Here is a 26,788-nt window from a genome sequence, read left to right as displayed (position 1 = left end):
ATAGAGTTGAGCATTGCTAAAAAGAATTCATAGTCCTGTTCTTAATAATTATAGAAAACTCCTTGAACTAATAAAATTTAGTTGCACAATGCGTTCGTCATATAATTTGCAGTGTGGATAATGATGTTTTAAACATTCTATCTTACACAAAAGATTAATAGAAGTAGGCGGAAGTGTACTAAACACGAGTAACTTGAAGGTATGACGGTGGATGAAAATGCTCATACGGGTTTAATCAAACAATCACAAAATGCTCACATGATTAAAAGATGTTAAGAATAAAACACAGGAAACATCAAGCTTCAAGAGGGATTGGTGGATTTATAGACAAGCAATAAAAGAATATACCAACACAACGGATGATAATGATATGAAAGGGTTTTTGAGCGTCGATATGACATTTGTCATATTTGTCATGTGACATGTACTACTACACATGGTTTCTTTTTATATTTATAATTTTAAATAAATTATGAATGTGAAAGGGAAATCCAAATGATTAAACAAAAACAAAAACAAAAAATGTTGAGACAATCAATGGCACCTTATGAAAAGCCAAATGAGAAAAGCAGTATCGTTCAACTGATTAATACTATTGTTCCGTTTTTTGCTTTATGGTTTCTTGCTTATCAAAGCTTAGCGATTTCATATGTATTAACCTTAGCAATCGGAGTGGTTGCCGCTGGCTTTTTAGTTCGAATTTTTATCATTTTCCATGATTGCTGCCACAACTCTTTCTTTAAAAATCGACGCTACAACAAAATTCTCGGTACCATTACAGGAGTATTAACTTTGTTCCCATACAACCAATGGGCACACAGCCATTCCATCCACCATGCTACGAGCGGAAATTTAGATAAGCGTGGAATCGGTGACCTGTGGATTTTAACAGTAGACGAATACTTGGAAGCACCTCGCTCACGTCGCATTGCTTATCGTTTATACCGCAATCCATTTGTGATGTTTGTGATAGGTCCTATCTATGTGTTCTTGATTACAAATCGTTTTAATCGTAAAGGAGCTAAGCGAGCTGAGCGTATCAATACGTATGTTACAAACATTGCGATTGCGCTTATTGTGACAGTTGGATGTTTCACACTAGGATGGCAGTCATTCTTAATGGTTCAAGGTCCGATTTTCTTAATTTCAGGTTCACTGGGCGTTTGGTTATTTTACGTACAGCATCAGTTTGAAGACTCTTATTTTGAAGCAGATGAAGAGTGGGAGTACGTACAGGCAGCAGTTGAAGGAAGCTCTTTTTACAAACTTCCAAAAGTACTACAGTGGTTAACAGGTAACATTGGCTATCATCATGTTCATCACTTGAGCCCTCGTGTTCCCAATTATAACTTAGAAGCTGCTCATAATAATACCGAGCCTCTTCAAAACGTACCGACAATTACACTTCGCACTAGCTTAGAGTCTCTACGCTTTCACTTATGGGACGAAGACCAAAAGAAATTTGTTGGCTTTAACCATTTAAAAACATTTAGCCGTGAAGAACGACAAAAAAGAGTAGCTGTATATTCTAGAGCAAATGTAAAATAATACCCAATGCCATATGTGATTATGATACGATAATCACGTATGGCATTAATTATGAAAGTAAAAGAGGGTTTTACGTCATGAAGAAAAAGGATACGATCTTTCAAAAAATAACGGGAATGTCTCCTTACATATGGACAGTTTTTAGCTTACTGCCTTTTTATTTTGTTTTTCAGTCTTCTTCAATGAATGACATTTTGTTAGGTATTTTGTTAACGATTCTCTTCTTTATTTTTTACCGGTTTGCTTTTATATCAAAAGGCTGGCCTATTTATGTATGGACGGTCCTCCTCATTAGTATATCCATCGCGATGACGACGCTTTTTAGCTACGTTTATTTTTCTTTTTACTTTGCTTTTTTTCTCGCTTATTTCATAGGAAATGTTCAAAAATGGCTTACGTTCATTACGCTTTATATTATTCATTTAGTGAGTACAGCAATTTCACTAAACTATAATATGGTGGCTCAAGAAGAACTGTTTGTTCGCCAACTTCCGGTTATGATTATCATTTATATGAGCGTCATCATCTTCCCTTTTACAATCTATAACCGTAAAAAAAGAGAGCGCTTAGAGGAGCAGTTAGAAGATGCGAATAAGCGAATCTCAGAGCTGGTCAAACAGGAGGAAAGGCAGAGGATTGCTCGTGACCTTCACGATACGCTTGGACAAAAGCTATCTCTAATTGGATTAAAAAGCGACTTGGCACGTAAGCTGATTAATAAAGATCCAGAGCAGGCAAGAGTAGAATTGAAAGACGTTCAGCAAACCGCAAGAACAGCACTAAATGAAGTTCGTAAACTAGTGTCTCAGATGAGGGGCATTCGATTAAAAGAAGAACTAGTACGCGTAGAACAAATACTTAGCGTAGCTGAAATAGAATTTATTCATAATGAATTGGCTCTATCAAACGTTTCGCCGCTGACGGAAAATATTTTAAGCATGTGCTTAAAAGAAGCAGTAACAAACGTTGTAAAGCATAGCAGAGCCTCTTACTGTGAAGTCAATATTGTACAATCTAAAGATGAAATTATGATTACCATTCAAGATAATGGACAAGGCATTGCAAGTAAAGATGCTTTGCAACATGGTAACGGACTTATTGGTATGAGAGAAAGGTTAGAGTTTGTCAATGGAACGCTAGATATTCAATCAGATGAAGGAACAAAAGTAATTGTGAAAGTTCCGAGCGTGCGTAAGCAAGTGGAAAAGGAGGAAGAGAGATGATTCGAATCGTTATAGCTGAGGATCAGCGGATGTTGTTAGGTGCTTTAGGGTCTTTGTTAAGCTTAGAAGATGATATGGAAGTCGTTGGGAAAGCATCGAATGGAGAAGAAGCAGTAGCTCTTGCGCGTCAGCATCATCCCGATATTTGCATCATGGATATTGAAATGCCTCTTAAAACAGGGTTAGAAGCAGCAGAAGAGCTGGAAGACCTCGATTGCAAAGTGATTATTTTAACGACTTTTGCACGCTCTGGTTATTTTCAACGAGCGTTAAAAGCAAAAGTTAGCGGATACTTGTTGAAGGATAGCCCAAGCGAAGAGCTAGCAAGCTCCATTCGCAGTATTATGCAAGGGAGACGCATTTATGCTCCTGAGCTTGTGGATGACGTATACGGGGAAGAAAACCCGCTAACGGAACGCGAAAAAGAAGTACTTCAGCTTGTAGCTGATGGCAAAAATACAAAAGAAATTGCAGAAGAGCTGTCTTTAAAAACAGGTACCGTACGAAACTATATCTCCACAATTTTGGATAAGCTTGAAGTGAAAAATCGTATTGAAGCTATTACGCGCTTTAAAGAAAAAGGTTGGTTTAAATAAATGGAAAAAAGGGGACATGTTACTATGTTCTCTTTTTTGTGTTTATTCTAAATTTTCTGATATCATTATTTTACATTGTAAGCGATTTCGTTTATAATGAAAGCAGAAGAGATGATTACTCTCATTACATTATTTAATTGAAAAAGAATGGCTAATAAAATAAACATAATGATTGGGAAATTTAATGGTTAATTGAACTAGTAGAGGAGATGAAACAGAAATGGTAAAACAGGAAAAGTTAATGTTTGGTGACTTCATTCAAGGTGATCGCTTCGAATTACATTCTTACCTTGTTTATTTGTTTCAGCAGTCTCAAAGAAAGATTAGACAGATTAAACAGTAAGCAAATTGACATGATTTCAACATTCCATTATACATAAGCGGTAGCGCTTCGTTTTTTAACGACGCTACCGCTTATTATATGAAAAAAAAGAATAGATTATCTAATTGACAACAGCATGTCTAGCAGTATAAGTTATACTACGTGTAGAAAAAAATGAACATGAAGTATACTGATGTAGCATGCTATTTTTGTGTTCCAATAGGAGGAGAGACAGCTCGAATGTCTGGAGAACAAAGAAAAAAGATCATTATTTTAATGATTAATATGTTTATTGCAGTTGGAAGCTTTGGAATTATTATTCCAATCCTGCCTGCATATTTACAGTCAATTAATCAAGGAGGAACTGCAGCAGGGTTAATGATTGCTATTTTTGCAGGTGCACAGCTTATTTTTTCACCAATTGCAGGAAAGTGGTCCGATCAATATGGTCGACGAAAAATGATTATATATGGACTCGCTGGGTTAACGCTATCCATGTTTATCTTTTACGCAGTCAATTCAATTTGGTTGCTTTATGCATCGCGCGTCATTGGTGGAGTGGGTGCCGCTTTACTTATTCCTGCAATCTTTGCATATGTTGCAGATATTACAACGATGGAGCAGCGTGCAAAAGGAAACAGTCTCGTCTCAGCAGCTATGTCACTAGGGATTGTAATTGGACCTGGAATTGGTGGCTTTTTAGCTGATTTTGGCTTGAAGGTTCCGTTTTTAGTCTCAGCACTTGTATCTCTTGTAGCTGTTTTATTTTCAATGATGTTATTAGAAAATAGTGAAACAGAAGAAGCTACAGCAGCACGAGCGGCTATTCAAGATAATGAGTCTATGGTTTTGAAACTAGCACGCTCTGTTAAGATGCCTTATTTTATACCGCTTGTTATTACTCTTGTGATGAGCTTTGGGCTCATGGCGTATGAGTCAGTGCTGGGTCTATTTTTGGATAATCAGTTTGGAGCTACCCCGCAGCAAATTGCTTTAATGGTTACAGCAACAGGAATTGTTAGCGTTATTGTGCAGTTGTTTCTAGTAGATCGTATTGTTCGCACATTTGGTGAAGTTGCGGTATTGAACATTTTTATCGGCGTGGCAGCACTTGGGTTTTTATTATCATTGTTCACAAGGAGCTATAGCTTATTCTTTGTCATTTCGCTGATTATTTTCCTTGCAACGTCTATTCTTCGTCCAGTCTTAAACACGCTTATTTCGAAGATGGCCGGTAATGAACAAGGATTTGCTATGGGAATGAACAACGCTTATATGAGTATCGGAAATGTATTAGGTCCAACTCTTGCTGGCGTTTTATTTGATGTACAAATTATGTATCCGTTTGTACTAGGTCTGGTTTTATTACTTGTAACGCTCGGTATTACGATAGTGTGGCAAAAGCGTACGCTAAAACAAAGCGCACTTGTGAATAAATAAAAAGAAAGAGAGAAGTCTCGCTCTTTCTTTTTATTTACATATTTTAATAGTTTGTGGTAATATATAGAAAAAATAAACACGGTGAAGAGAAGAGTAAATAAATAAGCTTTGCACAGAGAGCCCGGTAGCTGAAAACGGGTCAAAGTGAATTTGTTGAACCAAGTCTCAGAGAGGCATATCGGAACATTTAAGGGATGATATGACGGGTGCTCCTGTTACAGAGCTAAGGTATGATTGTACCTGATGAGATTGATGTGGTGACATGTCAATAAACTGGGGTGGCAGCGCGATAAAAACTCGCCCCCAAGACAGTATTTTTGTCTTGGGGGCGAGTTTTTTTATGCCCTAAAGGGGGAGAGAGTAATGAAGAAGACAGGATTATATGGGAGAGGGTTACTTTTAGCAAGTATTGGCATATCGGGGATTGGTAGCTGGATTTATTTCATTGCGCTGAATTTACTTGTTCTGGATGTGACGAACTCACCCCTAGCTGTTTCTGGTCTTTATATGGTAAGAGCAGCAGCATCTATGTTAACCAATATATGGGCGGGGAGTCTAATTGATCGTTTAAACAAAAAGTATTTGATGATTGGATTAAACCTTATGCAAGCTGTTTTTATTTTGTGGTTAGCCTCGTCAACGTCCATTTTAGCTATGTATGTACTTGTTGGAATTATAACAGCCGTAGGTGCAGCATATGAGCCAACATCAATGGCATATATGACGAAACTTTTACCTGAAGAAAAGCGGAAGAGGTTTAACTCTATGCGTAGCCTTTTGGATGCAGGAGCGTTTTTTACCGGTCCGGCAGTTGCGGGTGTATTAGTGATGATTGGTACACCAGCATTAGCTATTTACATTAACAGCGTCGCGCTGTTGATTTCGGTATTCCTGCTTTGGTATGTGCCAAACTTAGAAAGAAACGATTTTACCACACAAAAGGTTCAAACGTTCTCTTTCCATATGGTTAAAGCGGATTGGCATTTGGTATTTTCTTTTAGTCGACATGCAGTAGGAATTATGTGTATTTATCTATTCTTTAGTTTCATGAACGTTTTAATGACGGGAACAGATTCATTAGAAGCAGCTTTTTCACTAAAAGAGCTAGGGCTAACAGAGGGAGAGTATGGACTATTGGTTAGTATAGCTGGTGGAGGTGTACTTATCGGTGCCCTTCTTAACACCATAATAGTTGAAAAAATTCCTACACCTTGGCTCCTTGGCATGGGGAGCATGCTAACAGCTGGAGGATATATGTTATTTACAAATTCGACTACATTTTTTATAGCAGCCTGCGGATGCGCCTTGATATCGTTTTCTATGGCATTTGCGAACACGGCATTCTATACATTTTATCAAACGTATATTCCAGTTGAAATGATGGGGCGGGTTGGAAGCTTATATGGAGTGGTAGAAAGTCTATTTATTATAATCGTAACGGCTTTGTTTGGAGTTGCAACAGAGGTACTATCCATTCGATTGGTCGTTATAGTGGGAGCAACTTTAATGGTTATTGTAGCTTTAGCATTATGGACTTGTAGCTTACGGGTGCTTGCTCAAAGAGAAAACGCTAGTACATAAATTGGCAACAATATGAGCCTTCAAACGTTTTATTAATAGTTAAATCGTAGGAGGGCTTATATGTTAAAAAAAATAATAAAAAGAGTAAACATATCTTTAGCTATAGTATGTGTAACATGGATAACCTTGCATCAAATATTAACTGTTGTGGAAGAAAATCGCTACCCACCCTTAGGAGATCTTGTAGAAGTAAAAGGAAAGCAGATGCATATCTATCAAAAAGGTAAAGGGAAACAAACAATTGTATTATTAGCGGGCCTTGGAACACCTGCTCCAGTTGTTGATTTTTCTCCTCTTATGAACGAGTTATCACATACCTATAAAGTCGTAGTTGTGGAGCCTTTTGGTTATGGTTGGAGTGATTTTACAGAGGGTGAACGATCGGTTGAAAATATTATTGGAGAAGTAAGAAGTGCATTGAAAAAAGCAGACATACAAGGTCCATATATTCTTATGCCTCATTCGGTGTCAGGCATTTATGCAATGTATTATGCCAATCACTACCCTGATGAAGTGGAAGCCATTGTTGGCATTGATCCAACGTTCCCAAAGATGCTAAGGTATTTTGGTGAAGCGGCCCCAACGATGCCAATTATTTTTCGATTTGCTGCTCCAACAGGAGTTGCTCGTCTAGTAGTTGAACTTGATGATGAGTCTTATTTACCTATAACTCAACCAGGAACTTATTCTAGCAAAGAGTTAAAAATGATAAAGGTAAAGACTAGCATAAAAGGATACAACAAAAACATCATTATGGAAATGAATGAGATAGAAAGAAATATAAATAAAACAGAATCCTTGAATATTCCAAATAAAGTACCAGTCTTAATTTTTGCTAAGAACTTTCAGAAAGAAAAAAACGGCAAATCAATACAATCATTTTATGAGCAGGAAATTGCAAATCAGCATCATCATAAAGTGGTGATGTTAAACGGACATCATTACCTTCATTGGACACATTCTCATGAAATAGTTGACGAGCTAAACCTCTTTTTAAAGCAAACCAATTAATGAAAATGAGTTGTATCTTGCTAGTAGTTATTTAATAAAACGCTTGCAATTTTCTGAATTATCATTCTAAAATAAACTCAGCGTGAACATTCATGCGTACAGAGGGTGTATTTACACTTTTATTAGTGAAAGGGGAATTTGTTTTATGGGAGAACCAATTTTTTTTAAACCAGTTTTTCATGATCGCATTTGGGGAGGAACGGCATTAAAGGATGTATTTAATTATGAAATTTCTTCAGAATTAGTTGGTGAGTGTTGGGGAATATCAGCTCATCCTCATGGACCTTCGGCGATAGAAAAAGGTTCCTTTTCAACAAAAACGTTAGATGAACTATGGAAACAATATCCTGAGATTTTCAATTATTTAGAAAGAGATCGATTTCCTTTACTAGTGAAAATTTTAGATGCGAATGAAGATTTGTCCGTTCAAGTTCATCCAGGAAACGAATATGCATCAACTTTTGAACAAGGAGAAATGGGCAAGACAGAATGTTGGTACATCCTTGACTGCAAAGAAGGCGCAGAAATCATTTATGGTCATCATGCAGCTACAAAAGAAGAATTTGCAAAAATGATTACCAAAGGTCAATGGGATCAGCTCTTAAAAAAAGTTAAAGTTAAGCCAGGAGACTTTTTTTATGTACCAAGCGGCACCATTCATGCTTTAGGCAAAGGAATTCTCGTATTAGAAATTCAGCAAAACTCTGACACTACTTATCGAATTTATGATTATGATCGCATTGATAAAAATGGAAACAAAAGAGAATTACATTTGGAGAAAGCACTTGACGTTACAAACGTTCCTCATACCGATTTTAACCATTCGATATCCGTAACTAGAGATAAGAACATTACAATCACAACGTTTATTCAAAGCCAATATTTTTCCGTACATAAATGGGCAGTTAATGGAGAAGTCTCGCGTTTGATAACCGATCCATTTTTGCTATGTAGTATCATTAGCGGAGAAGGAAAGTTAGTCTATCGTGATAGAGAATATCTATTCCAAAAAGGGAGTCATTTTATGTTACCGGCGTTAATCCATGAAGTTGACATTATAGGAAAATGTGAAATCATGGTTTGTCACCCGTAAAATTAGGTAGAAGTACCTGTTTTTTCTAAAAAATATTTTTTTTGGTTTAAAAAGAAAATAAATTTCATTAAAATAAAAACTATCAAAATAATTTTATAAATGTTTTGATAGTTTTGTAATTTGTAAGCGTTATCAAATCAAGGAGGGATAAGCCATGAGTTCAAAGTCTAAGCTATTAGTAAATTCTGCTTTTGTTTCAACCATTGTTCTATCTTCGTTAGGGATGTCTTCGTCTGTATCAGCTGAAAACCAAGTCACGCCTGTTAATGTTTTAACCATTCAAGATGAATCTGGGGAGCGCATAGCTATTAATCAAGTAAATCAGCTAGGCAATGAAAATAAGCTAGTTTTGTTTAACGATGCGTTTAGCTACTATACCGAAACAAGTATGGGAAGCAAAGAAGTAGTCTTAAAAAAAGTAGGGCTAAACACGTATGAAGTAATTAAAAAAACAAATGGAGATAGTGAAATACCTGAAGGTGGTCTAGTTTTATCAACTGGAGCAAAAACATTAGCCGAGATTGAGGGCTTTTTGAACCAACTTCAAAATGGTGAAACAGTTACGCTTCTTGAACCGGTTGCAAAAATTGAGCATAAAAAGTCTAACTCTGTTGATCCGACAAAAGCGTCTAATCCAGATGGTGCAATATATGATGGGTTTAGAGGACCGGATCAATTAATTGTATATACTTCTAAGTTTGGTGATACAACAAAAACGAATCAATATGGCTATGAAATCACAGTAGAAAATGGTTTTGTCACAAAGTTAGGGGGAGGAAACTCTAAAATTCCTCAAAACGGCTTTGTGGTGAGCGGACACGGCATAGGGGCTAATTGGCTTTCATCCCATTCAATCATAGGAGCTAAAGTAGAGGTTAATGAAGCGGGTGAAGTGATCATCACTCAAAATGTTGAAAGCTTTGCATATCAAAGTCAAAAAGCAATTGAACAAGCTCATGCTTCAATTAAAAAAGCAGGTGAAGAATTTCTAGACGTTGAAATGAAAGAAGCGAAAGAAGCTGCTGACAAAGCGGAATCTTTGCTGAAAGAAGCCAAAGCGATACAGGAAGAAAACCCGCTGAAAGCATTGGATTTAACTAGACAAGCTACCCAATTAGCATATGACGCTTATTACTATTCACTTCCTTCTCATGTAGCAGAACAACGTGCTATTTGGTATCGTCCAGAAGAAACTACTTTGGCTGGTGTAAAGCAAGTGCTCGATCGCATGGAGAAAGCGGGGTTTAACTCCGTTTATCTTGAAACAACATTTCATGGCTATACTATTTACCCTAGTGACACAATGAAGGAATATGGACTTCCTGCACAGCATCCTCGCTTTCAAAACGGAGACTATGAAAAGTATGGAAAGGACTTGTTAGCGGCTTATATAGAAGAAGGGAAAAAGCGTGGTCTCACTATTCAAGCTTGGACAGATGGATTTATGGTTGGTGAGTCTAGTTTGGGAGTTCCTTCCCAGTTTAGCAAATATCCTGAATGGGCAGCTATTCAGCGTGACAATAAATCAGGAAAGCCAGCACCAGATACGGCAAGTAAGTATTATTGGTTAGATATTGCACAGCCTGATGTTCAAACGTTCATGCTAGATGTTTATAAAGAAATGCAAACGAAATATGATATTAAAGGGTTAAACATTGATTACATGCGTTATCCACACCACGCTCCTAATAAAAGCTACGGGTTTAGCACAGCAGTACGTGAATTATATAAAGAAGAGTTTGGGGTTGATCCTTATGAGATTGACTCAGTAACGGATAAGGAAGAATGGAATAAGTGGCAGGAATGGCTGAGAGAAAAAGAAAATTTGTTTGTAGACAAGCTACACACTCAATCGAAAAAGATAGACAAGAAATTTATGATGACAGCTACGCCTGAACCTGGACCAGAAGCTGTGCTGATTAGCGATTGGAAAGACGATATTGACGGAGTCATACCACAGGCTTATGGGCATGATTTCAACAGTATTCAAAAAACAGTAACAGATAGTAAAAAGCTGATGCCTGAAGGAACAATGTACTATACTGGAATTTATTCTTTCTATCACCATTTAAGCGAAATGGCTGCCGTAGATGATGTATTATCCGCTAAGCATGGTACATCAGGTGTCAATATGTTTGCATTTGGACAAGCAAGTGCTCCGTCTGTAGATGCTCTTGGCAAAGGGCCTTGGCGAGAAAAGGCAGTAAATCCTGGAGAAGAGCCTCTGGTGGCATCTCAAGTTCTGTTAGAAGAAATGACGAGTTCTCTTCACGAGATTTATATAAAAGAAGGAGCAGTAAATCGTAAGGACGGAAAGAATTTAGAGAAGCAGGTTAAACAGATTATAAAATTGTTGAAGAAAAACCCGAAAGCAGTAGACTCTGCTGTTCGAGATGGCTTAGACAAAATAGATGAACTTGTCAGCCAAGGAAAAATAAATGAAACAGTCGGAAAGCGTATGAAAGAAGATCTAGAGCAAGTGAACATGTGGGTAAGCTATTCACTGAATCATCAGCAGTAAGCAAAGGGAGCGGGCCTTGATTTAAAAGGTCCACTCTTTTTATTCTATGACATATATACCGAAAAGAAATTAATTTTCAAAAAAATATAAAAAAGTAAAATAATTTTGAAAACGTATTGATATTCTACAATTCACCTTGTATTATAAAGAAAGAAAACGCTTTCTATCAGATTCATAGGGGGAATGGATAATGAGAAAGAAAAAAAACAAATTATTAGTTGGGACGATTGTGGCAGCGCTGTCTACAGGCATGGTTGCCTGTGGAAAAGAAGATGCTAGCAGTAAAGCACCTTCAGGAGGTGAACTATCTGGAGAAGTCACGCTTTGGACAGCGTCTTTATCTGGGGATCCATTTGATACATACTTTGATAACATCGAGAAAAATTTTGAAAAACTTCATCCAGAAGTCGATGTCATTATTGAAGATGTTCCACAAAATGAAATGGAACAAAAGGTATTAACATCTTTAACCGGAAATGATGTTCCAGACGTTGTAAATTTAAACCCACATTATATGTCTAACATAGCGGCACAAGGCGGGTTGTTAGAGTTAGATGATATGGTAAGTGATCAAGCCAAAGATTCATTTGTCGAAGGGCCACTCCAATCTGGGATTTATGATAAAAAACTTTATGCTTTGCCTTGGTATTTAACAACGACAGTATCTTGGTATAACGCCGATCATTTTGAAAAAGCTGGAGTAAAGGAGCTGCCAACTACAGTTAAAGGTATTTATGATACAGCCAAGTCTATTACTGAAGCTACTGGAAAACCTTCTTACTATCCAGTTATCAATGATGGTAATACTATCATGGAAAAGATGGTATCGATAGCAAACGGAACACCTATTGTAGAAAACGGCAAAGCGACGTTTGAAGATAATAAAGATTTAGTAGAATTCTTCACGGTAACACAGAAGATGTACAAAGAAGGAATTATTCCACAAGAAACGGCTGAAGGTTCATTGAAAACAGGTCAAGAACTATACATGGCAGGTAACATTTCCTTTTTGGAGGGTGGGGTAACCTTTTTAGGCCCTGTTGAATCAGGAGCTCCTGAAGTATATAGTGCATCAAAAGCAGGTCAACCATTAGAAAACGAAAAAGCACCGATTAATGTAGCTGTTATGAACTTTGCCGTACCGGCGAAAACGCAAAATAAAGAGGCTGCAGTAGCATTAGCTGAGTTTGTAACAAACGCAGAAAATCAGTTAGAATTTGCAAAAACAGCTGGAACCGTTCTTCCATCAACAAAAGAATCTTTAGAAGATGACTATTTTAAAAAACCTGGTGATTCGCCAAAAGGATTTGGAATGCTTCAAGCTTCTGAAGCATTAAATCGTTCTAAAGTATTAATACCACCTACGGAAAACAGTGCAGACTTACGTGAAGCTACTAAAAATATCTTTGTAAAGAATTTGCAAGGAAAAGTGACGCCAAAAGAAGCTTTAAAAGAGTTAGCTGAGGAGTGGAACAAGTCGTTTGAAGAAACAGGTGAAGAAGTAACGTTTTAGGTAATAGAAAAAAGAATAGCTTGCTAGTAAGCTATTCTTTTTTGTTTATAAAGGAGAGTAGGGTATGGAGAGAGAACACGTTGTATTACATAACAAAGTAAACGTTATTTCGAAGAAAAAGCGCAAGGTAGGCATGAAACAATTATCCCCGTGGCTCTTTTTGCTTCCTTCTATCATCATTTTAGGAACGTTCTTAGTGTTTCCAATATTAGAAGCATTTAAATGGAGTTTATTAGATTATAAAATTATCGCAGGTACGGGTGAGTATGTTGGGCTAGCGAATTTTAAAGAGTTATTTGGTGATAAAAACTTCTGGACAGCTCTTGTTAACACATTAGTGTTTTTAGTTATCGTTCTTCCGCTCAATGTTTTTTTGCCAATGATCTTAGCGGTTCTTGTAAATCAGAAAATTAAAGGTGTTTCGACCTTTCGAATTCTATATTACCTTCCTGTCATTACGCCTATGGTTGTAGCTGCGCTAATGTGGAAAATGCTTTATTCACAAAACGGACTTGTATCTGCAGTTCTTGTTAAACTTGGATTGTTTGATGCTCCAACGAATTTACTTGTACAATCAACAACGGCTCTAGTTGCAGTTGCTGTAATCACTGTGTGGAAAGGTCTAGGATATTACATGATTATTTACTTAGCAGGCTTGCAAAGTATCCCAAAAGATGTTTATGAGTCTGCTAGCATTGATGGAGCGTCGATTTTTCAACAGTTTCGCCATATAACAGTTCCAATGTTGACGCCTTCTCTCACGCTTGTTTCTGTGATGACAATCATTGCTGGAATGAAGGTTTTTGAAGAAATTGCGCTTACAACTGGTGGTGGACCATCTGGTGCTACAACCACGTTAGTTATGTACATCTATGAGAAATTTATGAGGTTAGATGTAAGCATTGCCTCAGCAGCAGGAATTGTGTTGCTAATCCTAGCAATTGGTGCATCACTTCTTCAAATGAAGATAACAAGTAAACGTGAAGATGATTTAAGAGCTTAATGAGAGGAGAAGACATACATGCAACCGAAATTGTCTCAAAAATTCATCCTATACTTATTAATGATATTAATTACTTTCTTAACAATTGGCCCCTTTATGCTTACGCTATTGATGGGATTGAAATCTCCAGGAGAAGGGATTTATACAAGCATTATCCCAGCAAACCCAACCATAGATAACTTTGTAACTGCATTTGATAAAGCAAACTTCGGTACGTATTTTATCAATACGGCAATTGTAACCATAATAGCAATTCCATTAAATCTTTTATTTTGCAGCTTGGCAGCATATCCTCTAGCTCGAATGAACTTTAGAGGACGAAGTATAGTATTAGCTTTAATTATTTCTACAATGATGGTTCCATTTCAGCTCTACATGGCTCCTTTATTTCAGCTAGCTGGTGAGCTCGGGTTACGCAACACGTACCTAGGTCTTGTAGTCATGCAAGTTTCTACGGCATTTGGAATCTTTTTAATGCGACAAGCTTATTTGCGAATCCCAAAGGAATTAGAGGAATCCGCTTATTTAGATGGTGCAAATCAATTGAAGGTATGGTATCTTGTCGCCTTGCCGTTGGTAAAGCCAACGCTTGTTACCTTAGCAATTTTTACATTTATGGGAACATGGGGAGATTATTTGTGGCCTCTTTTGAATTCTACCGAAAGTAGTATGTACACCCTCTCTATTGGATTAGCGCAGTTATCTCAGAATTTTGATGGATCTAATTTAAAATTAATTAGCGCTGCTTCAATCTTAACTACGCTTCCAACATTGCTGATTTTTATTTGGCTTCAAAAGTATTTTATCTCTGGAGCAACGGATGGAGCTGTAAAAGGGTAAGGAGGTAAACTACACTATACACTTTTGGTTGTCATAGTTAAATCAGGGGAAGGGTTGAACGTATTGAAACAAATTATGTTTTTTAATCGGGCTATTCCTGTTATTTATGAAGTTGATTGTGTTGTTGTTGGAGGAGGCACAGGTGGTGCTGCGACAGCTATCGCTGCATTGGAAGAAGGGCTTACAGCCCTTGTTGTCGAGAAAATGATATCCCTCGGTGGAACCCAAACTAATGCCTTAGTATCACCTATGATGCCGACTTATGTAAAAAGTCAACGAGTGAACCAGCTTATTATTGAAAGGCTGCACAAAGAAAATATCAGCACGAGTGATGGTACCACAGCATGTAGTTGGTTTAATGTAGAGACCCTGAGTTATGTCTTGGAGCAGTTGATTATAGAACGAAAAGGGCATATATTGTATGACGCCAATTATATTGACTGCCTGAAAGAAAATAACAACATTTCATACATTATTGTCAATACATGTGATGGTCTCGTCGCAATAAAAGGAAAAACTTTCGTGGATGCGACTGCTGATGCTATGCTATCTCGAAGTGCCGGAGTAAGAGTGCAAGCTGGAAATGTGGATGGACAAAATCAACAGATATCTTTTCGTTTTGAAATGGGTGGAATAGACATTCCAACATTGCGGCACTATGTGTTATCAAAAAACGAACAATTTTGTCAAATTGAAAACGCCAGTTTTTTTGAAATTGCGATGGTACCAGGTAAGGGCCACGTCTTAGAACCCCTCTTTCAAAGCGCATACGAAGCAGGGGATTTAGTAGAAGAGGACCTCCGATATTTTCAAGCATTTACGCAGCCTGGAAAACCAACGGTAATGTCATTTAACTGCCCTCATATCCCAGGTGTTTTTCAGACTACTAGCCCCATGTTGCGATCTCAAGCGGTAACTAAAGGCCGTGAAATGATCCATCGTTTGGCCGCTTTCTTGAAAAAATATATCCCTGGATTTTCTAATGCGTATTTACTAAAGGAAGCGACGCAGCTGGGAATTAGAGAGTCTTATCGTATCATTGGAAAATACGTATTAACAGAGCAAGACTATGTAAATCGTGCACGCTTTAATGATGGAATTGCACAAGGTGATTGGTATATTGACGTACACAGTGTAGGGAATCAGTATGTAAATGAATCGAAGTATACAAAAGGTGAGTATTACGAAATTCCGTACCGATCGCTTATCACATATGAGGTTAGTAACTTAATAGTAGTAGGACGTCATATCTCTAGTACATTCCTTATGCAGGCTTCTTTGCGTATTCAGCCGACTGTTCGCAGTATGGCCCAAGCTGCTGGAATGGCCTGCGCTTATTCTCTAAAAGCGAATATTCCATTAAACGAAATTGATGGTTCGTATATAAAAGTGTTACTTGAACATATGGAGGCATAAAGCATGAATCGAATTAAAGAAGTACACATTTTAAACCATACGCATTGGGATCGTGAATGGTATGAAACGTTTGAAGAATTTCGCTATAAGCTTCGAAACGGTTTGAGATATGTTCAAAGACTTCTTGACGAGGGACAGATTGAATCCTTTTTTTTAGATGGGCAAACAATTGTTTTAGATGACTTTAAAGAGATTGTAAATGAAGCGGAGTATGAGAAGCTGCTTCAGTATATCAAAAATGGCAAAATAGAAGTAGGCCCGTGGTATTTATTGGCAGATGAATTTTTAGTATCTGGAGAATCAATAATAAAAAACTTGGAACTTGGCATTAAAAAAGCAAAAGAATCTGGGTCAACTTATAAAATTGGCTATCTTCCAGATACCTTTGGTCATAATAGTCAGATGCCGCAAATTTTCCAAGGTTACAATATTCCTTTTGCCCTTATATGGAGAGGTGCTGTGTCAAACACATTAGAAAATGAATGGGTTGGAGCAGATGGAAGTTCTGTTCGTACAGTGGTTTTGCCATTAAAAGAAGGATATTATCAAACATTTTTAAAACATAAAGGTTTCATTGAAGAGACCGATGATTATATAAGAAGAAGTGAGCCATATGTGACACAAGGAAAGCTCTTATTGATGAACGGAGCAGATCATACTTACACATGTGAGAACCTAGACAAGCGAGTTGCTCAATTAAATGAACAATTCCAAGATATTACGTTTAAGCAGTCGTCCATGTCAGCTTATATCAAAACGTATGAGGGCCAAAAGTTTTCTGAGAGGATCTACGAAGAGCAGCGTAATCCATCTAAAGTGTTTATCCTGCCAGGCGTCTATTCGACTCGTTCTTATTTAAAAAGAGATAATCAACGTTGTGAAGACGAGGCTGTCAGTGTTATGGAAGCTTTAAACGTTTGGACTAATGGAAATACAAACTCAGAACAGTTTATGGAATATGTTTGGAAGTTAATTCTACAAAACCAACCTCATGATAGCATCTGTGGTTGTAGCATTGATGCAGTTCATACAGAAATGGAGGTTAGGTCTCAAAAAGCACTTCACGCAATTGAACAGTTTAAAAAAGACATATTAAATAATGAATATCCATTTGAATTTTTAGATGAAACGGTTGAAAATTCGTACCTATATTGCATAAATAATCTACCGTTTGCAGCGGTGTATCCTGTATATGCTCAAATAAAAATTCCAGCAACACAAGATTTGGGAGCCATTAAACTGTTTTATAATGAAAAAGAACTATCGTTTGATTTATTAAAAAGAGAGCAAAAAGAAGGTTTTTTTCGGCATATTTTAGCAGAGCCACACTACGGTGAATATGTATACTACGATGTCTTATTCATGCTTGAGTTTAACGGTGTTGAGACAAAAAGAGTGGAAATTAAACGAGCGGTTGCTCACCAAGAGACCATTACGGACTCCAAAGAGACATTTATTGAGAATGAATTTTATCGCATTACTTGGGATAATAGGGGGCTAAAAGTTGAAGATCGTAAAACGGGAACGGTATACGATAACCAACATCAATTAATATCATCACTTGATGCAGGAGACACATACAACTATTCACCTCCTATTAATGATCAAACGAGTAAAGCTAACCTAGTAAAAGTAACAGATGTTGTAAAAGGAAAAAACTATCAGTCTCTCACGCTTCATTATGAAATGAATCTACCCGCTTCATTAAATAAAGAGAGAACAGGTCCAAGTAAACACAATGTGATGAACACAATAGTTACAACAGTAAAGCTCTATAAGCACAACAAGCAGATTTGTTTTAAAACAGCTGTTCATAATCAAGCGAAGGACCAAAAATTACGTGTGGGCTTCCAAGTTAGAGCAGCAGATTATAGCTATTCAGATACAGCGTTCGATGCAAGAAGAAGAGAAACAATTCGAGATAAACAGGTAGATGTGCCAAAAGATAAAGAGGCTATCATGAACCAATATCCAACGTATTCTAGTGTTATCGCAAATGATCATCAAGTTGTTCATCGAGGTATGCAAGAGTATGAAGTAGATAGGTTAGAAGATGAGGACTATGTATTCTTAACAATGATTCGAAGCGTTGGATGGTTATCTAGACGGGATTTGCGAACGAGAGGGAATGGTGCTGGGCCAAGCTTTGAAGTAAAAGGTGCACAGTGTTTAGGTCAATATGAGTTTGAGTACGCCTTAATAGTGGGAGAGCATAATCATTCGTGGAATAATGGAAGAGCGTTAAGACAATCAGTTGTTACTCAACAGTCCATGGCTTATGAACGTGAACAGCAGCTGTTTATCCAGTCTTCACAAAAGATTGTGCATTCATCATTTATGCAAGCAGGAAAAGGTGCGTTTTATATACGAATGTTTAATCCATCTGAGCTAAATGAAACCACAATGCTATCGTTCGGAATTAATGTCGCAGAACTGAGTGAAGTAAACTTTGATAATGAAATTATGTACACGTACGAGGCAAAATCAGACGTAGAAATATCGTTTAAGCCAAAGGAAATAAAAACACTTTTAGTCAAAAGAGGAGAGTAGCAGAACGATAGTGTTCTGATTTTAGAAATGAAGGTGATCGGTAATGAGAAAATTTATAGCATTTGATATTGGCGGTACGCTAATTAAATATGGTGTGCTTACGGAAGATGGAGTATTTGTAGAAAAATATGAATGTGAAACAGAAGCACACTTAGGCGGTCCTCGTATTATTGAAAAGGTAAAAAAATATGGAAGTCAGCTTCTTGAGACAAACAGCGTTAGCGGGATATGTATTAGTACAGCTGGACAAGTGGACTCAAAAAAAGGGGAAATTCTGTACGCTTCTTCACTCATTCCAGAGTATACGGGGATGCCTTTAAAAAAAGAATTAGAAGCATATTTTAACCTGCCCGTAGAAGTTGAAAATGATGTCAATTGTGCTGGATTAGCAGAGTCGTGGATTGGAACAGGGAAAGATGCTAAAAGTATTTTTTGCCTAACAGTTGGTACGGGAATTGGAGGTAGCTTTATTCTAGATAATAAGCTGCACACGGGTCATAGCTTTAGTGCAGGTGAAATTGGATATATTCCCATTGAAGGAAGTCAATTTCAGGAGTTAGCATCAACTAGAATATTGGTTCACAATGTTGCCAAACGAAAAGGGATTCCAGAACAGCAATTAAACGGTAAAGGTATTTTTAACTTTGCCCGTCAAGGCGATGAAATTTGCATTCAAGAGATTGAAAGGTTGGTATATTATCTGTCAAAAGGGATTACCACAATAGCATATATGATGAACCCTGAGATGATTATAATCGGGGGCGGTATAACTGCACAAAAAGATTATTTATATCCTCTTATTATGAAACAATTACAAAAAGACGTAATGCCAGCTGTATTAGATAAAGTGCAAATTAAAATTGCAAGAAATTTAAATGATGCCGGAATGATTGGAGCACTTCGACACTACTTATTACAAGAAGCGTTACAGCCGTTAAAGAGTATTACAACTATTATCGAGTCGAATAGTCATAAGCTAACGAAAAGAGAGCAAATGATTGCGAAGTATATCATCCTAAACTTAGAAACGGTTCCAAACAAAACAATCTCTGAGATGTCACGTCAAATTAACGTTTCTGAAGCAACCATTACGCGATTTTGTCAGAAGCTAGAATTTGGATCTTACAACAAGCTGAGATTAATGGCGAAAGAGGCAACGGTTAGTACAAGAATTTATGAGCATTCAGAATTAACAAGCTTAACAGCAGTTAAGCAAACATATATGAATATGCTAGCTAAATTTGATAGCCTTTATAAAATTGAAAATGTTGAAGTCTTTAAAAAGCAGCTGAAAAAGGTGAAGCAAATCTATTTATACGGAGCAGATGACATGGCATTTGTTGCCACACAATTAAAGTATAAGTTCATGAAACTAGGAATAGCAGCTGATGCTTTTTCAAACTTATACGAAATGGAGATGTCTACTTATGCAATGAGAGAACATACAGTCGTGATAGGGTTGAGCTCCTCAGGCTATTCAACAGATGTAGTAAAGATGATGGAGCGTGCTAAAGAACTAGGGGCACTTACAATCAGTATTACAAGCCAACAAGATTCTCCTCTTTCCCATGTATCAGATATGCGATTACTAATTCCAGCGTCAGAGGATATTAACGGAGCTAGCTGCTCTATTAATGAGGTTTCTTCTTTTTATCTATTAGACGTTCTATTACAAGAATTAAAGAGTAATGAAATGGAAGTAAATCAAAAAAGCATTATGTAAATGGAGGGAGTTACGTGTTAATAGGGGCTGTTGAAGCGGGAGGAACAAAGTTTGTCTGCGGTGTTGGGAATGAAAAAGGGGATATTATTGACTATACGTCATTTCCAACAACAGGGCCTGAACAAACGTTATACGCTGTATACGATTATTTTTCTGCATACAATTTGCAGGCGCTAGGAGTAGGTTCATTTGGACCAATTGATTTAGATAGCCAAAGTAAAACCTATGGCTATATCACCGCAACTCCAAAAAGAGCTTGGACGAATTATCCGTTTCTTCAAATGTTAAAAGAACATTTTTCTATTCCGATTGCGTTCAGTACGGATGTAAACATAGCAGCTTTTGGTGAATATACCTTTGGAGCTGCTAGAGGTCTTAATAGCTGCATATATATGACAGTTGGAACAGGGATTGGTGTTGGTGCAGTAGTGGGAGGAGATATTTTACACGGAATGAGCCACCCTGAAATGGGGCATATTTTTGTAAAAAGACATCCAAGTGATTCCTTTTCAGGTGTGTGCTCTTACCACGGAGATTGTTTGGAAGGTTTGGCTTCAGGTCCAGCTATTGAGCAGCGGTGGAATGAAAAAGCATATCACCTTCCTGTTCAACATCAAGGTTGGGAGATGGAAGCAGACTACCTTGCTCAAGCGTTAATGAATTATATCCTCATTCTTAGTCCTAAAAGGATAATCTTAGGGGGAGGAGTAATGAAACAGACACACTTATTTCCGATGATTCGCAGAAAGCTTGACTTTTACATGAATAATTACATACAACACCCATTACTTCAAGAGCTTGACACTTATATTGTTCCTGCATCATTGGGAGATTTAGCTGGTTTAAAAGGAGGGATTGCTTTTGCTAAGCAATTCATCACTCGTAATCCCAAGACTACCTCTGAGTAAGGAGGCATCTGATGGACAATTCTACATTCTTTCAATCGAATAATGTTAACGAAAAACCAAACTTAACAAGGCAGCCCGATTTTGAAGAGTTTTGGTGTACGCGCATAGAAGAAAGTACAAAGCAATTGTTAAATATTGAAGTAAATAAAAGGGCGTACTGGATTGAAGGGCTTGAAGTATCGGATGTATCTTTTAATGGGTTTCGAAATTCACGTATTCATGCTGTATATATCCGTCCAAAGAGAACAACTCAAAAAGTACCTGCAGCAGTGGTGTTTCATGGCTACAATTGGAATACTCTGCAACCACATCAAATGTTTAAATATGCTATTCAAGGCATTCCAATATTGCTAGTAGAAGTACGCGGTCAGAACATTAAGTCTTCAGATAATAATGGTTATCCATATGGAGGTTCTGCAGGCTGGATGACTTTGGGGATACATAGTCCAGATGATTATTACTATAGCTATGTATATATGGATGCATATCGGAGTGTTGATGTGTTGAGAGCGCTATCAAAAAAATCTGTCGTTCTTGTTGATGGAAGTAGCCAAGGGGGAGCTTTGGCAGCAGTGACAGCGGCCTTACAAACTCAAATATGTGCAGCCTTTGTAGATATTCCTTTTCTAGCTGCTATTCATGAATCTATCAATCTTGCAACAGAGGGACCTTATCAAGAAATTAATCATTACTTTCAAGTGCACGATCCGCTTCATAAAACGAGAAATGACGTATTGAAAACGTTAAGTTACGTAGACTGTTTAAATTTTGCAAGTTACATTACATGCCCGACTCTAGTAGGTGTAGGACTAAAAGATGTTACTTGCCCTTCACCTGGTACTCTGGCTTTCTATCAACATCTATCAGCGAGAAAAGATATAAGAATATATCCAGAGTATGGTCATGAATTGCCGCCAATACATGATGAAGAGAAGTTAGCATTTTTAGCAGGTTGTTTGTTATAAGAAAGGAGAAGTTACGTGAACATTGCATATCTACCAATTGATGAGCGTCCTTGTAATACAGATTATGTAAGACGCATTGCTGATTCTTCAGCAGAGGTTAAGCTTTTCTTACCGCCTCAAGAAGCATTAGGTTATAAGAAGCTTCCTGCTGATAAAGAAATGATTTGGAAATGGATAACGGACGTAGCCTCAGAAGTGGAAGCCATTATCTTAAGCATTGATATGTTAATATACGGAGGGCTATTGCCATCTCGAATTCATTATTTAAGAAATACAGAAGCAACTTTATGGATCGAGCGTTTGCGTTCTTTACGCAAGGAGCATCCAGGTTTACTCATCTATGCTTCAAATTTAATTATGCGAACTCCCAAATATAGTTCGAGTGATGAAGAGCCTGACTATTACGAAGAATGGGGAGAGCATATTTTCTTAAGGGCGTATTTACAGAATAAAAAGCAGCGTGAACATCTAAAAAAAGACGAAGAGTTACAGCTTCAAAATCTTATTGACACCATTCCGAAAAAGTATATAGACGACTATGAAGAGCGAAGAGCTTTTAACTCTACTATTAATACGAGCATGTTAAAGCTTGTAAAAGAAGGAACTCTTACATTTTTAGCGATTCCACAAGATGACAGTTCAGAATATGGTTATACCTCTATAGATCAAGCGAAAGTTATGAAAGGAATTGAAGCGCTTCGCTTACATCAACATGTACAGATGTATCCAGGAGCGGATGAGGTAGGGGCAACATTATTAGCTCGTGTTTATACTCAATTAAAAGGAAAGCGCCCACGAATTTATCCTATATGGAGCAGCACCTTAGGGCCTCAGCTTATCCCAATGTACGAAGATCGACCTTATCAAGAAAGCTTAAAAGCACACCTTTTTGCAGCCGGATGCCAGCTAGCTGAGACGGCAACGGAAGCGGATATCATTTTAGCTTACAATACCCCCGGGCGCGTAATGCAAGAATCATGGGACCAGAGCGACAAAGATATTACATATACAAGTTTCAGGCATCTACTAACCTTTGTAGATCAGATAAAGCAGTTTTTAAATCAAGGAAAACAAGTAATTGTGGCAGATTGTGCGTATGCCAATGGTGGAGATAAAGAACTGATTACGCTGCTTGATGAAGAGAGGTTATTAGACAGACTTTTATCGTATAAAGGATGGAATACAAACTGTAATTCGCTTGGTACAACACTTTGTCAAGGCGTACTTGGACTACAAGGGAACAAGCAAAAGATTATTGAAAATATTATCTATCACATTATTGATGATTATATTTATCAAGCAGAAGTGCGTATGAAGATGGTAGAGGATTTTTTACCATTACATAACCTTACATATTTTAATTTGAAAGATAAAGTTGCGTTAGTAAATAAAGAGCGTAATAAGAGAGTAAGGGATGCTTATCAATTATTAATTCGTCACAGTTTTGAAACAATCACCCGTGTAGATGTTCAAACGTTTGCCCCTTGGAATCGAATGTTTGAGTGTGGTTTGATCTTAAAATGTGAACAAAGCGAGGTTTCTAAAAAATGTTAGAACAGATAAAATCAGGATTAGTCGTGTCTTGTCAGGCATTAGAAGACGAAGCGTTATATGGTGCGGATATCATGAAGAAAATGGCTGATGCCGTTACTAGAGGTGGCGCAATGGCAATACGTGCCAACGGAATAAATGATATTCTTGCTATTAAAATGGCCATTAAAGTACCTATGATAGGAATTATAAAAAGAGAGTATCCGGATTCAGAGGTCTATATTACACCTACTATAAAAGAAGTAGAGCAGCTAGTTGAAGCAGGGGTAGAGTTAATTGCAATTGATGCTACTAATCGTTTGAGACCTAACGGTGTAGCGTTACAAGATTTTATTAAGGAATTAAAAAACAGATTCCCAAAGCAAAAATGGATGGCAGATTGTGCGACATTAGAGGATTGTGTAGGAGCTGAAGCTCTAGGTTTTGATTGCGTAGGTACGACGTTATACGGATATACTAAGGAAACGTTAAATAAAAAACTATACGAACATGATTTTGAATTCCTTAAGGAAGTTGTTGCTCATGTAAATGTACCCGTTATTGCAGAAGGAAATGTTCTTACACCTGAGCAAGCGGCAAAGGCTTTAGAGTACGGAGCACATGCGGTAGTGGTAGGAGGAGCGATTACGCGTCCCCAACAAATTACAGAACGTTTCGTAGCAGCAATTAAAGAGGTTACTAAATAATAAAGAAAAAGAGATGCCAACTCTATGATTGGTATCTCTTTTTCTTTGGTACTTATTTTAACAAGGTGAATAGAAACAAATTTTGTGAAGGGGTATCTGCACACTTTCTTCATATCTATCCTTTATAATAGATGTACATTAACAGGGGAAGTGAAAGAAGTGAATAAAGTATCCATTAAACTGGGACTATTGTTTTTAGTTTTCATCTTGGTTATTGAAGCAGGTTTATTTTTCTATTTATATACAGGATTAGCGAACACACGTATTTCAGAAGAGTTAGAGAGCTTGAGAGTAAGAGGAAATAGTCACCGAGAAGTATTAGAGCAACATCGTGATCCCGTAACGCTTAGTCACGTTGCGTTGATGGAGTCAGAGACGGATACGGATGTTGTCATTACCAACATAAATGGGAAAGTTTTGAGTTCTTCAACTCCTCTTATTACAGGAGCAAAAGAGGCTGTGAATGAGTGGAGAGATAAACAGTTGCCTTATGAAGGGGAGATTTTGCAAAGAGATTGGAAACAAAATCCTTATATTGCAACAGCTTCTCCAATTGAAGTAAATGAACGCCAAGTTGGTACAGTGTATATGTTTAAAGATACTAAAGATATCAAAGGAATGATTGATCGCCTCCAGCATCACTTTTACATAGCTGGTGTTATTTCAATTTTATTCGCGATTGTTACAACATTTGCTTTATCAAAGCTAATCACAGCACCTTTAGTTAAAATGAAGCATGCGACAGAAAAGATTAGTCAAGGTCATTTGACGGTAAAACTGGGGGCGCATTCTCGGGATGAGGTTGGGCAGTTAGGAACATCCATTCAAGCACTTGCCAATGAACTGCAGCGTTTAAAAAAAGAGAGGAACGAGTTTTTGAGCAGTATTTCGCACGAACTTCAAACGCCGCTGATGTATGTAAAAGGTTATGCAGATATGGCAAAGCGTCATGAAACAAGTGAAGAAAACCGAACAAAATATTTAAGGATTATTGAAGAAGAGGCTGCGAGAATTTCAAAACTTGTAAAAGATTTATTTCAGCTTGCTCGTTTAGATAAGAATACGTTTCTCATTGAAAAGCAAAAAGTTGAACTTCACTTTTATTTAGTAAAAATCTGTGAAGCATTTCAATTAGCTTTAAGTGAAAAGAATGTCCATATTGAACTAAATTGTCCTAAGCATGTAAACGTACTAATTGATGAGGAGCGTTTTATGCAAGTCATTACAAACGTTTTAGATAATGCCTTAAAGTATTCTGAAACAAAAAAGATTTTAATGAGCGTTGAAGAAGGTAATTCACACGTCAAGCTGTCTATTCAAGACTACGGAGTGGGAATTCCAAGTGAAGACGTCCCATACGTATTTGATAAATTGTATCGCGTAGATAAATCAAGGTCTCGAAAAAATGGAGGCTATGGTTTAGGGTTATCGATTGTAAAAGATATTGTAGAGGCACATGGTGGAAAAGTAGAGATGACAAGCATAGTAGAAAAAGGAACAACCGTGAGGATTTCATTGCCAAAGGAGCGTTAATATGACTGCGATTTTATTAGTAGATGATGAAGTGAGAATGCTGGACTTATTAGAACTGTACTTAGCTCCACATGGTTTTTCATGCATGAAGTGTGAAGATTCTACAAAGGTAGAAAAGCACCTAAACAACAACCCAATGATTCAGCTAGTACTACTCGATTTGATGATGCCTAAAAAAGACGGTTGGACAGTTTGTAATGAAATTAGAGCTAAGTTTAGAGTCCCCATTATTATGCTGACTGCTAGGGATCAAACGGAGGATGTTGTAAAAGGTTTAAATAGCGGAGCGGATGATTATATTACAAAACCCTTTAGTGAAGAAGAGTTACTGGCTCGAATACAGGCTGTATTGAGAAGAACCGGTGTAGAAAAGAAAGAGGTTTCCTATAAGGAGCTTCACGTAAACGAAGAAAGCAGAGAAGTTATTTATGAAGGTGAGAGTATTTCAATGACCAAAACAGAATTTGAGTTACTTTGTTTATTTTTAAAGCATCCCAATCGTGTCTTTCCTCGTGAAGATTTGGTTACGTTGATTTGGGGCTATGACACAGAAATTGAAGGGCGAACGGTTGATTCCCATATGCGTAATCTCAGGGAAAAGCTTAGAAGCGCTGGCTTTCCAATTGAGCAACACCTTCAAACTGTGTGGGGAGTGGGATATAAATGGGACGTTCCATAAATAATCGCATCTTAAATTGCGTTTCTTCATAAAATCTGCACATTTCTTTTTTACACTAAACGTATATCGTTAAACCATTCGTAAAA

Annotated in this window: 21 protein-coding genes and 1 other annotated feature; all 21 genes read left to right on the top strand. The window is 37.3% G+C overall.

The window, feature by feature from the left end; genetic code table 11:
* The first annotated feature begins 495 nt into the window (after positions 1–495).
* The 21 genes from desA (at position 496) to EPL02_RS02475 (ending at position 26,702) form a co-directional block, all read left to right on the top strand.
* Positions 496–1,548 carry a Delta(5) desaturase DesA gene (gene desA, locus EPL02_RS02570; RefSeq protein WP_094909659.1) on the top strand — a complete coding sequence of 351 codons (1,053 nt, stop codon included), beginning with the start codon at positions 496–498 and terminating at the stop codon, positions 1,546–1,548.
* Between the two features lie 77 nt (positions 1,549–1,625).
* Positions 1,626–2,771 (top strand): sensor histidine kinase, encoded by a 1,146-nt coding sequence (locus EPL02_RS02565; RefSeq protein WP_094909660.1) that lies wholly within the window; start codon positions 1,626–1,628, stop codon positions 2,769–2,771.
* Positions 2,768–3,367, top strand: a complete 600-nt coding sequence (locus tag EPL02_RS02560) for a response regulator transcription factor (protein WP_094909661.1) — start codon at positions 2,768–2,770, stop codon at positions 3,365–3,367. Before EPL02_RS02565 ends, EPL02_RS02560 begins: the two co-directional genes overlap by 4 nt.
* 220 nt (positions 3,368–3,587) lie before the next feature.
* A complete protein-coding gene (locus EPL02_RS21075) occupies positions 3,588–3,710 on the top strand; it encodes a hypothetical protein (RefSeq protein ID WP_256993222.1) in 123 nt (40 codons plus the stop codon).
* Positions 3,711–3,929: 219 nt separating this feature from the next.
* On the top strand, positions 3,930–5,129 hold the full coding sequence (locus EPL02_RS02555) for an MFS transporter (RefSeq protein ID WP_094909662.1): 1,200 nt from the start codon (positions 3,930–3,932) through the stop codon (positions 5,127–5,129).
* A 72-nt stretch (positions 5,130–5,201) separates the two neighbouring features.
* Positions 5,202–5,437, top strand: a binding site (T-box leader).
* Positions 5,438–5,492: 55 nt separating this feature from the next.
* Positions 5,493–6,710, top strand: a complete 1,218-nt coding sequence (locus EPL02_RS02550; RefSeq protein ID WP_094909663.1) for an MFS transporter — start codon at positions 5,493–5,495, stop codon at positions 6,708–6,710.
* Between the two features lie 60 nt (positions 6,711–6,770).
* The gene (locus EPL02_RS02545; RefSeq protein ID WP_256993223.1) at positions 6,771–7,721 is read left to right on the top strand and encodes an alpha/beta fold hydrolase; all 951 of its coding nucleotides are present in this window, start codon (positions 6,771–6,773) and stop codon (positions 7,719–7,721) included.
* 145 nt (positions 7,722–7,866) lie between these two features.
* Positions 7,867–8,814, top strand: a complete 948-nt coding sequence (gene manA / locus EPL02_RS02540) for a mannose-6-phosphate isomerase, class I (RefSeq protein ID WP_094909664.1) — start codon at positions 7,867–7,869, stop codon at positions 8,812–8,814.
* Positions 8,815–8,968: 154 nt separating this feature from the next.
* Positions 8,969–11,335, top strand: a complete 2,367-nt coding sequence (locus tag EPL02_RS02535) for a glycoside hydrolase family 10-like protein (RefSeq protein ID WP_131886933.1) — start codon at positions 8,969–8,971, stop codon at positions 11,333–11,335.
* A gap of 190 nt (positions 11,336–11,525) precedes the next feature.
* Positions 11,526–12,848, top strand: a complete 1,323-nt coding sequence (locus EPL02_RS02530) for an ABC transporter substrate-binding protein (protein ID WP_094909666.1) — start codon at positions 11,526–11,528, stop codon at positions 12,846–12,848.
* A gap of 64 nt (positions 12,849–12,912) precedes the next feature.
* Positions 12,913–13,851, top strand: coding sequence for a carbohydrate ABC transporter permease (locus tag EPL02_RS02525; RefSeq protein WP_094909667.1), 939 nt, complete (start codon positions 12,913–12,915; stop codon positions 13,849–13,851).
* Positions 13,852–13,869: 18 nt separating this feature from the next.
* The gene (locus EPL02_RS02520; RefSeq protein ID WP_094909668.1) at positions 13,870–14,691 is read left to right on the top strand and encodes a carbohydrate ABC transporter permease; all 822 of its coding nucleotides are present in this window, start codon (positions 13,870–13,872) and stop codon (positions 14,689–14,691) included.
* Between the two features lie 54 nt (positions 14,692–14,745).
* Positions 14,746–16,107 carry an FAD-dependent oxidoreductase gene (locus EPL02_RS02515; protein WP_256993224.1) on the top strand — a complete coding sequence of 454 codons (1,362 nt, stop codon included), beginning with the start codon at positions 14,746–14,748 and terminating at the stop codon, positions 16,105–16,107.
* A 3-nt stretch (positions 16,108–16,110) separates the two neighbouring features.
* On the top strand, positions 16,111–18,657 hold the full coding sequence (locus EPL02_RS02510) for a glycoside hydrolase family 38 N-terminal domain-containing protein (RefSeq protein WP_131886932.1): 2,547 nt from the start codon (positions 16,111–16,113) through the stop codon (positions 18,655–18,657).
* 43 nt (positions 18,658–18,700) lie between these two features.
* Positions 18,701–20,380, top strand: a complete 1,680-nt coding sequence (locus tag EPL02_RS02505; RefSeq protein WP_094909670.1) for an ROK family protein — start codon at positions 18,701–18,703, stop codon at positions 20,378–20,380.
* A 14-nt stretch (positions 20,381–20,394) separates the two neighbouring features.
* Positions 20,395–21,288 (top strand): ROK family protein, encoded by an 894-nt coding sequence (locus tag EPL02_RS02500; RefSeq protein ID WP_094909671.1) that lies wholly within the window; start codon positions 20,395–20,397, stop codon positions 21,286–21,288.
* 11 nt (positions 21,289–21,299) lie between these two features.
* Positions 21,300–22,253 carry an acetylxylan esterase gene (locus EPL02_RS02495; protein ID WP_131886931.1) on the top strand — a complete coding sequence of 318 codons (954 nt, stop codon included), beginning with the start codon at positions 21,300–21,302 and terminating at the stop codon, positions 22,251–22,253.
* A gap of 15 nt (positions 22,254–22,268) precedes the next feature.
* Positions 22,269–23,807, top strand: a complete 1,539-nt coding sequence (locus EPL02_RS02490; RefSeq protein ID WP_131886930.1) for a DUF4127 family protein — start codon at positions 22,269–22,271, stop codon at positions 23,805–23,807.
* The gene (locus EPL02_RS02485) at positions 23,801–24,490 is read left to right on the top strand and encodes an N-acetylmannosamine-6-phosphate 2-epimerase (protein ID WP_131886929.1); all 690 of its coding nucleotides are present in this window, start codon (positions 23,801–23,803) and stop codon (positions 24,488–24,490) included. The genes EPL02_RS02490 and EPL02_RS02485 overlap by 7 nt, the downstream gene beginning before the upstream one ends.
* 159 nt (positions 24,491–24,649) lie before the next feature.
* Positions 24,650–26,023, top strand: a complete 1,374-nt coding sequence (locus EPL02_RS02480; protein WP_094909677.1) for a HAMP domain-containing sensor histidine kinase — start codon at positions 24,650–24,652, stop codon at positions 26,021–26,023.
* Position 26,024: 1 nt separating this feature from the next.
* The gene (locus tag EPL02_RS02475) at positions 26,025–26,702 is read left to right on the top strand and encodes a response regulator transcription factor (protein WP_131886928.1); all 678 of its coding nucleotides are present in this window, start codon (positions 26,025–26,027) and stop codon (positions 26,700–26,702) included.
* Positions 26,703–26,788: the final 86 nt, after the last annotated feature.

Source organism: Bacillus sp. CBEL-1, assembly GCF_004348885.1.
Taxonomy (GTDB): Bacteria; Bacillota; Bacilli; order Bacillales; family Bacillaceae_H; genus Priestia; species Priestia aryabhattai_A.
Note: the sequence above shows the minus strand (reverse complement) of the source record. Positions and strands in the feature narration are given on the sequence as shown.

Bases quoted from the DNA above. Each gene is read 5' to 3' on its own strand.
- desA (WP_094909659.1), top strand. From the start codon at position 496: ATGATTAAACAAAAACAAAAACAAAAAATGTTGAGACAATCAATGGCA.
- EPL02_RS02565 (WP_094909660.1), top strand. From the start codon at position 1,626: ATGAAGAAAAAGGATACGATCTTTCAAAAAATAACGGGAATGTCTCCT.
- EPL02_RS02560 (WP_094909661.1), top strand. From the start codon at position 2,768: ATGATTCGAATCGTTATAGCTGAGGATCAGCGGATGTTGTTAGGTGCT.
- EPL02_RS21075 (WP_256993222.1), top strand. From the start codon at position 3,588: ATGGTAAAACAGGAAAAGTTAATGTTTGGTGACTTCATTCAAGGTGAT.
- EPL02_RS02555 (WP_094909662.1), top strand. From the start codon at position 3,930: ATGTCTGGAGAACAAAGAAAAAAGATCATTATTTTAATGATTAATATG.
- EPL02_RS02550 (WP_094909663.1), top strand. From the start codon at position 5,493: ATGAAGAAGACAGGATTATATGGGAGAGGGTTACTTTTAGCAAGTATT.
- EPL02_RS02545 (WP_256993223.1), top strand. From the start codon at position 6,771: ATGTTAAAAAAAATAATAAAAAGAGTAAACATATCTTTAGCTATAGTA.
- manA (WP_094909664.1), top strand. From the start codon at position 7,867: ATGGGAGAACCAATTTTTTTTAAACCAGTTTTTCATGATCGCATTTGG.
- EPL02_RS02535 (WP_131886933.1), top strand. From the start codon at position 8,969: ATGAGTTCAAAGTCTAAGCTATTAGTAAATTCTGCTTTTGTTTCAACC.
- EPL02_RS02530 (WP_094909666.1), top strand. From the start codon at position 11,526: ATGAGAAAGAAAAAAAACAAATTATTAGTTGGGACGATTGTGGCAGCG.
- EPL02_RS02525 (WP_094909667.1), top strand. From the start codon at position 12,913: ATGGAGAGAGAACACGTTGTATTACATAACAAAGTAAACGTTATTTCG.
- EPL02_RS02520 (WP_094909668.1), top strand. From the start codon at position 13,870: ATGCAACCGAAATTGTCTCAAAAATTCATCCTATACTTATTAATGATA.
- EPL02_RS02510 (WP_131886932.1), top strand. From the start codon at position 16,111: ATGAATCGAATTAAAGAAGTACACATTTTAAACCATACGCATTGGGAT.
- EPL02_RS02505 (WP_094909670.1), top strand. From the start codon at position 18,701: ATGAGAAAATTTATAGCATTTGATATTGGCGGTACGCTAATTAAATAT.
- EPL02_RS02495 (WP_131886931.1), top strand. From the start codon at position 21,300: ATGGACAATTCTACATTCTTTCAATCGAATAATGTTAACGAAAAACCA.
- EPL02_RS02485 (WP_131886929.1), top strand. From the start codon at position 23,801: ATGTTAGAACAGATAAAATCAGGATTAGTCGTGTCTTGTCAGGCATTA.
- EPL02_RS02475 (WP_131886928.1), top strand. From the start codon at position 26,025: ATGACTGCGATTTTATTAGTAGATGATGAAGTGAGAATGCTGGACTTA.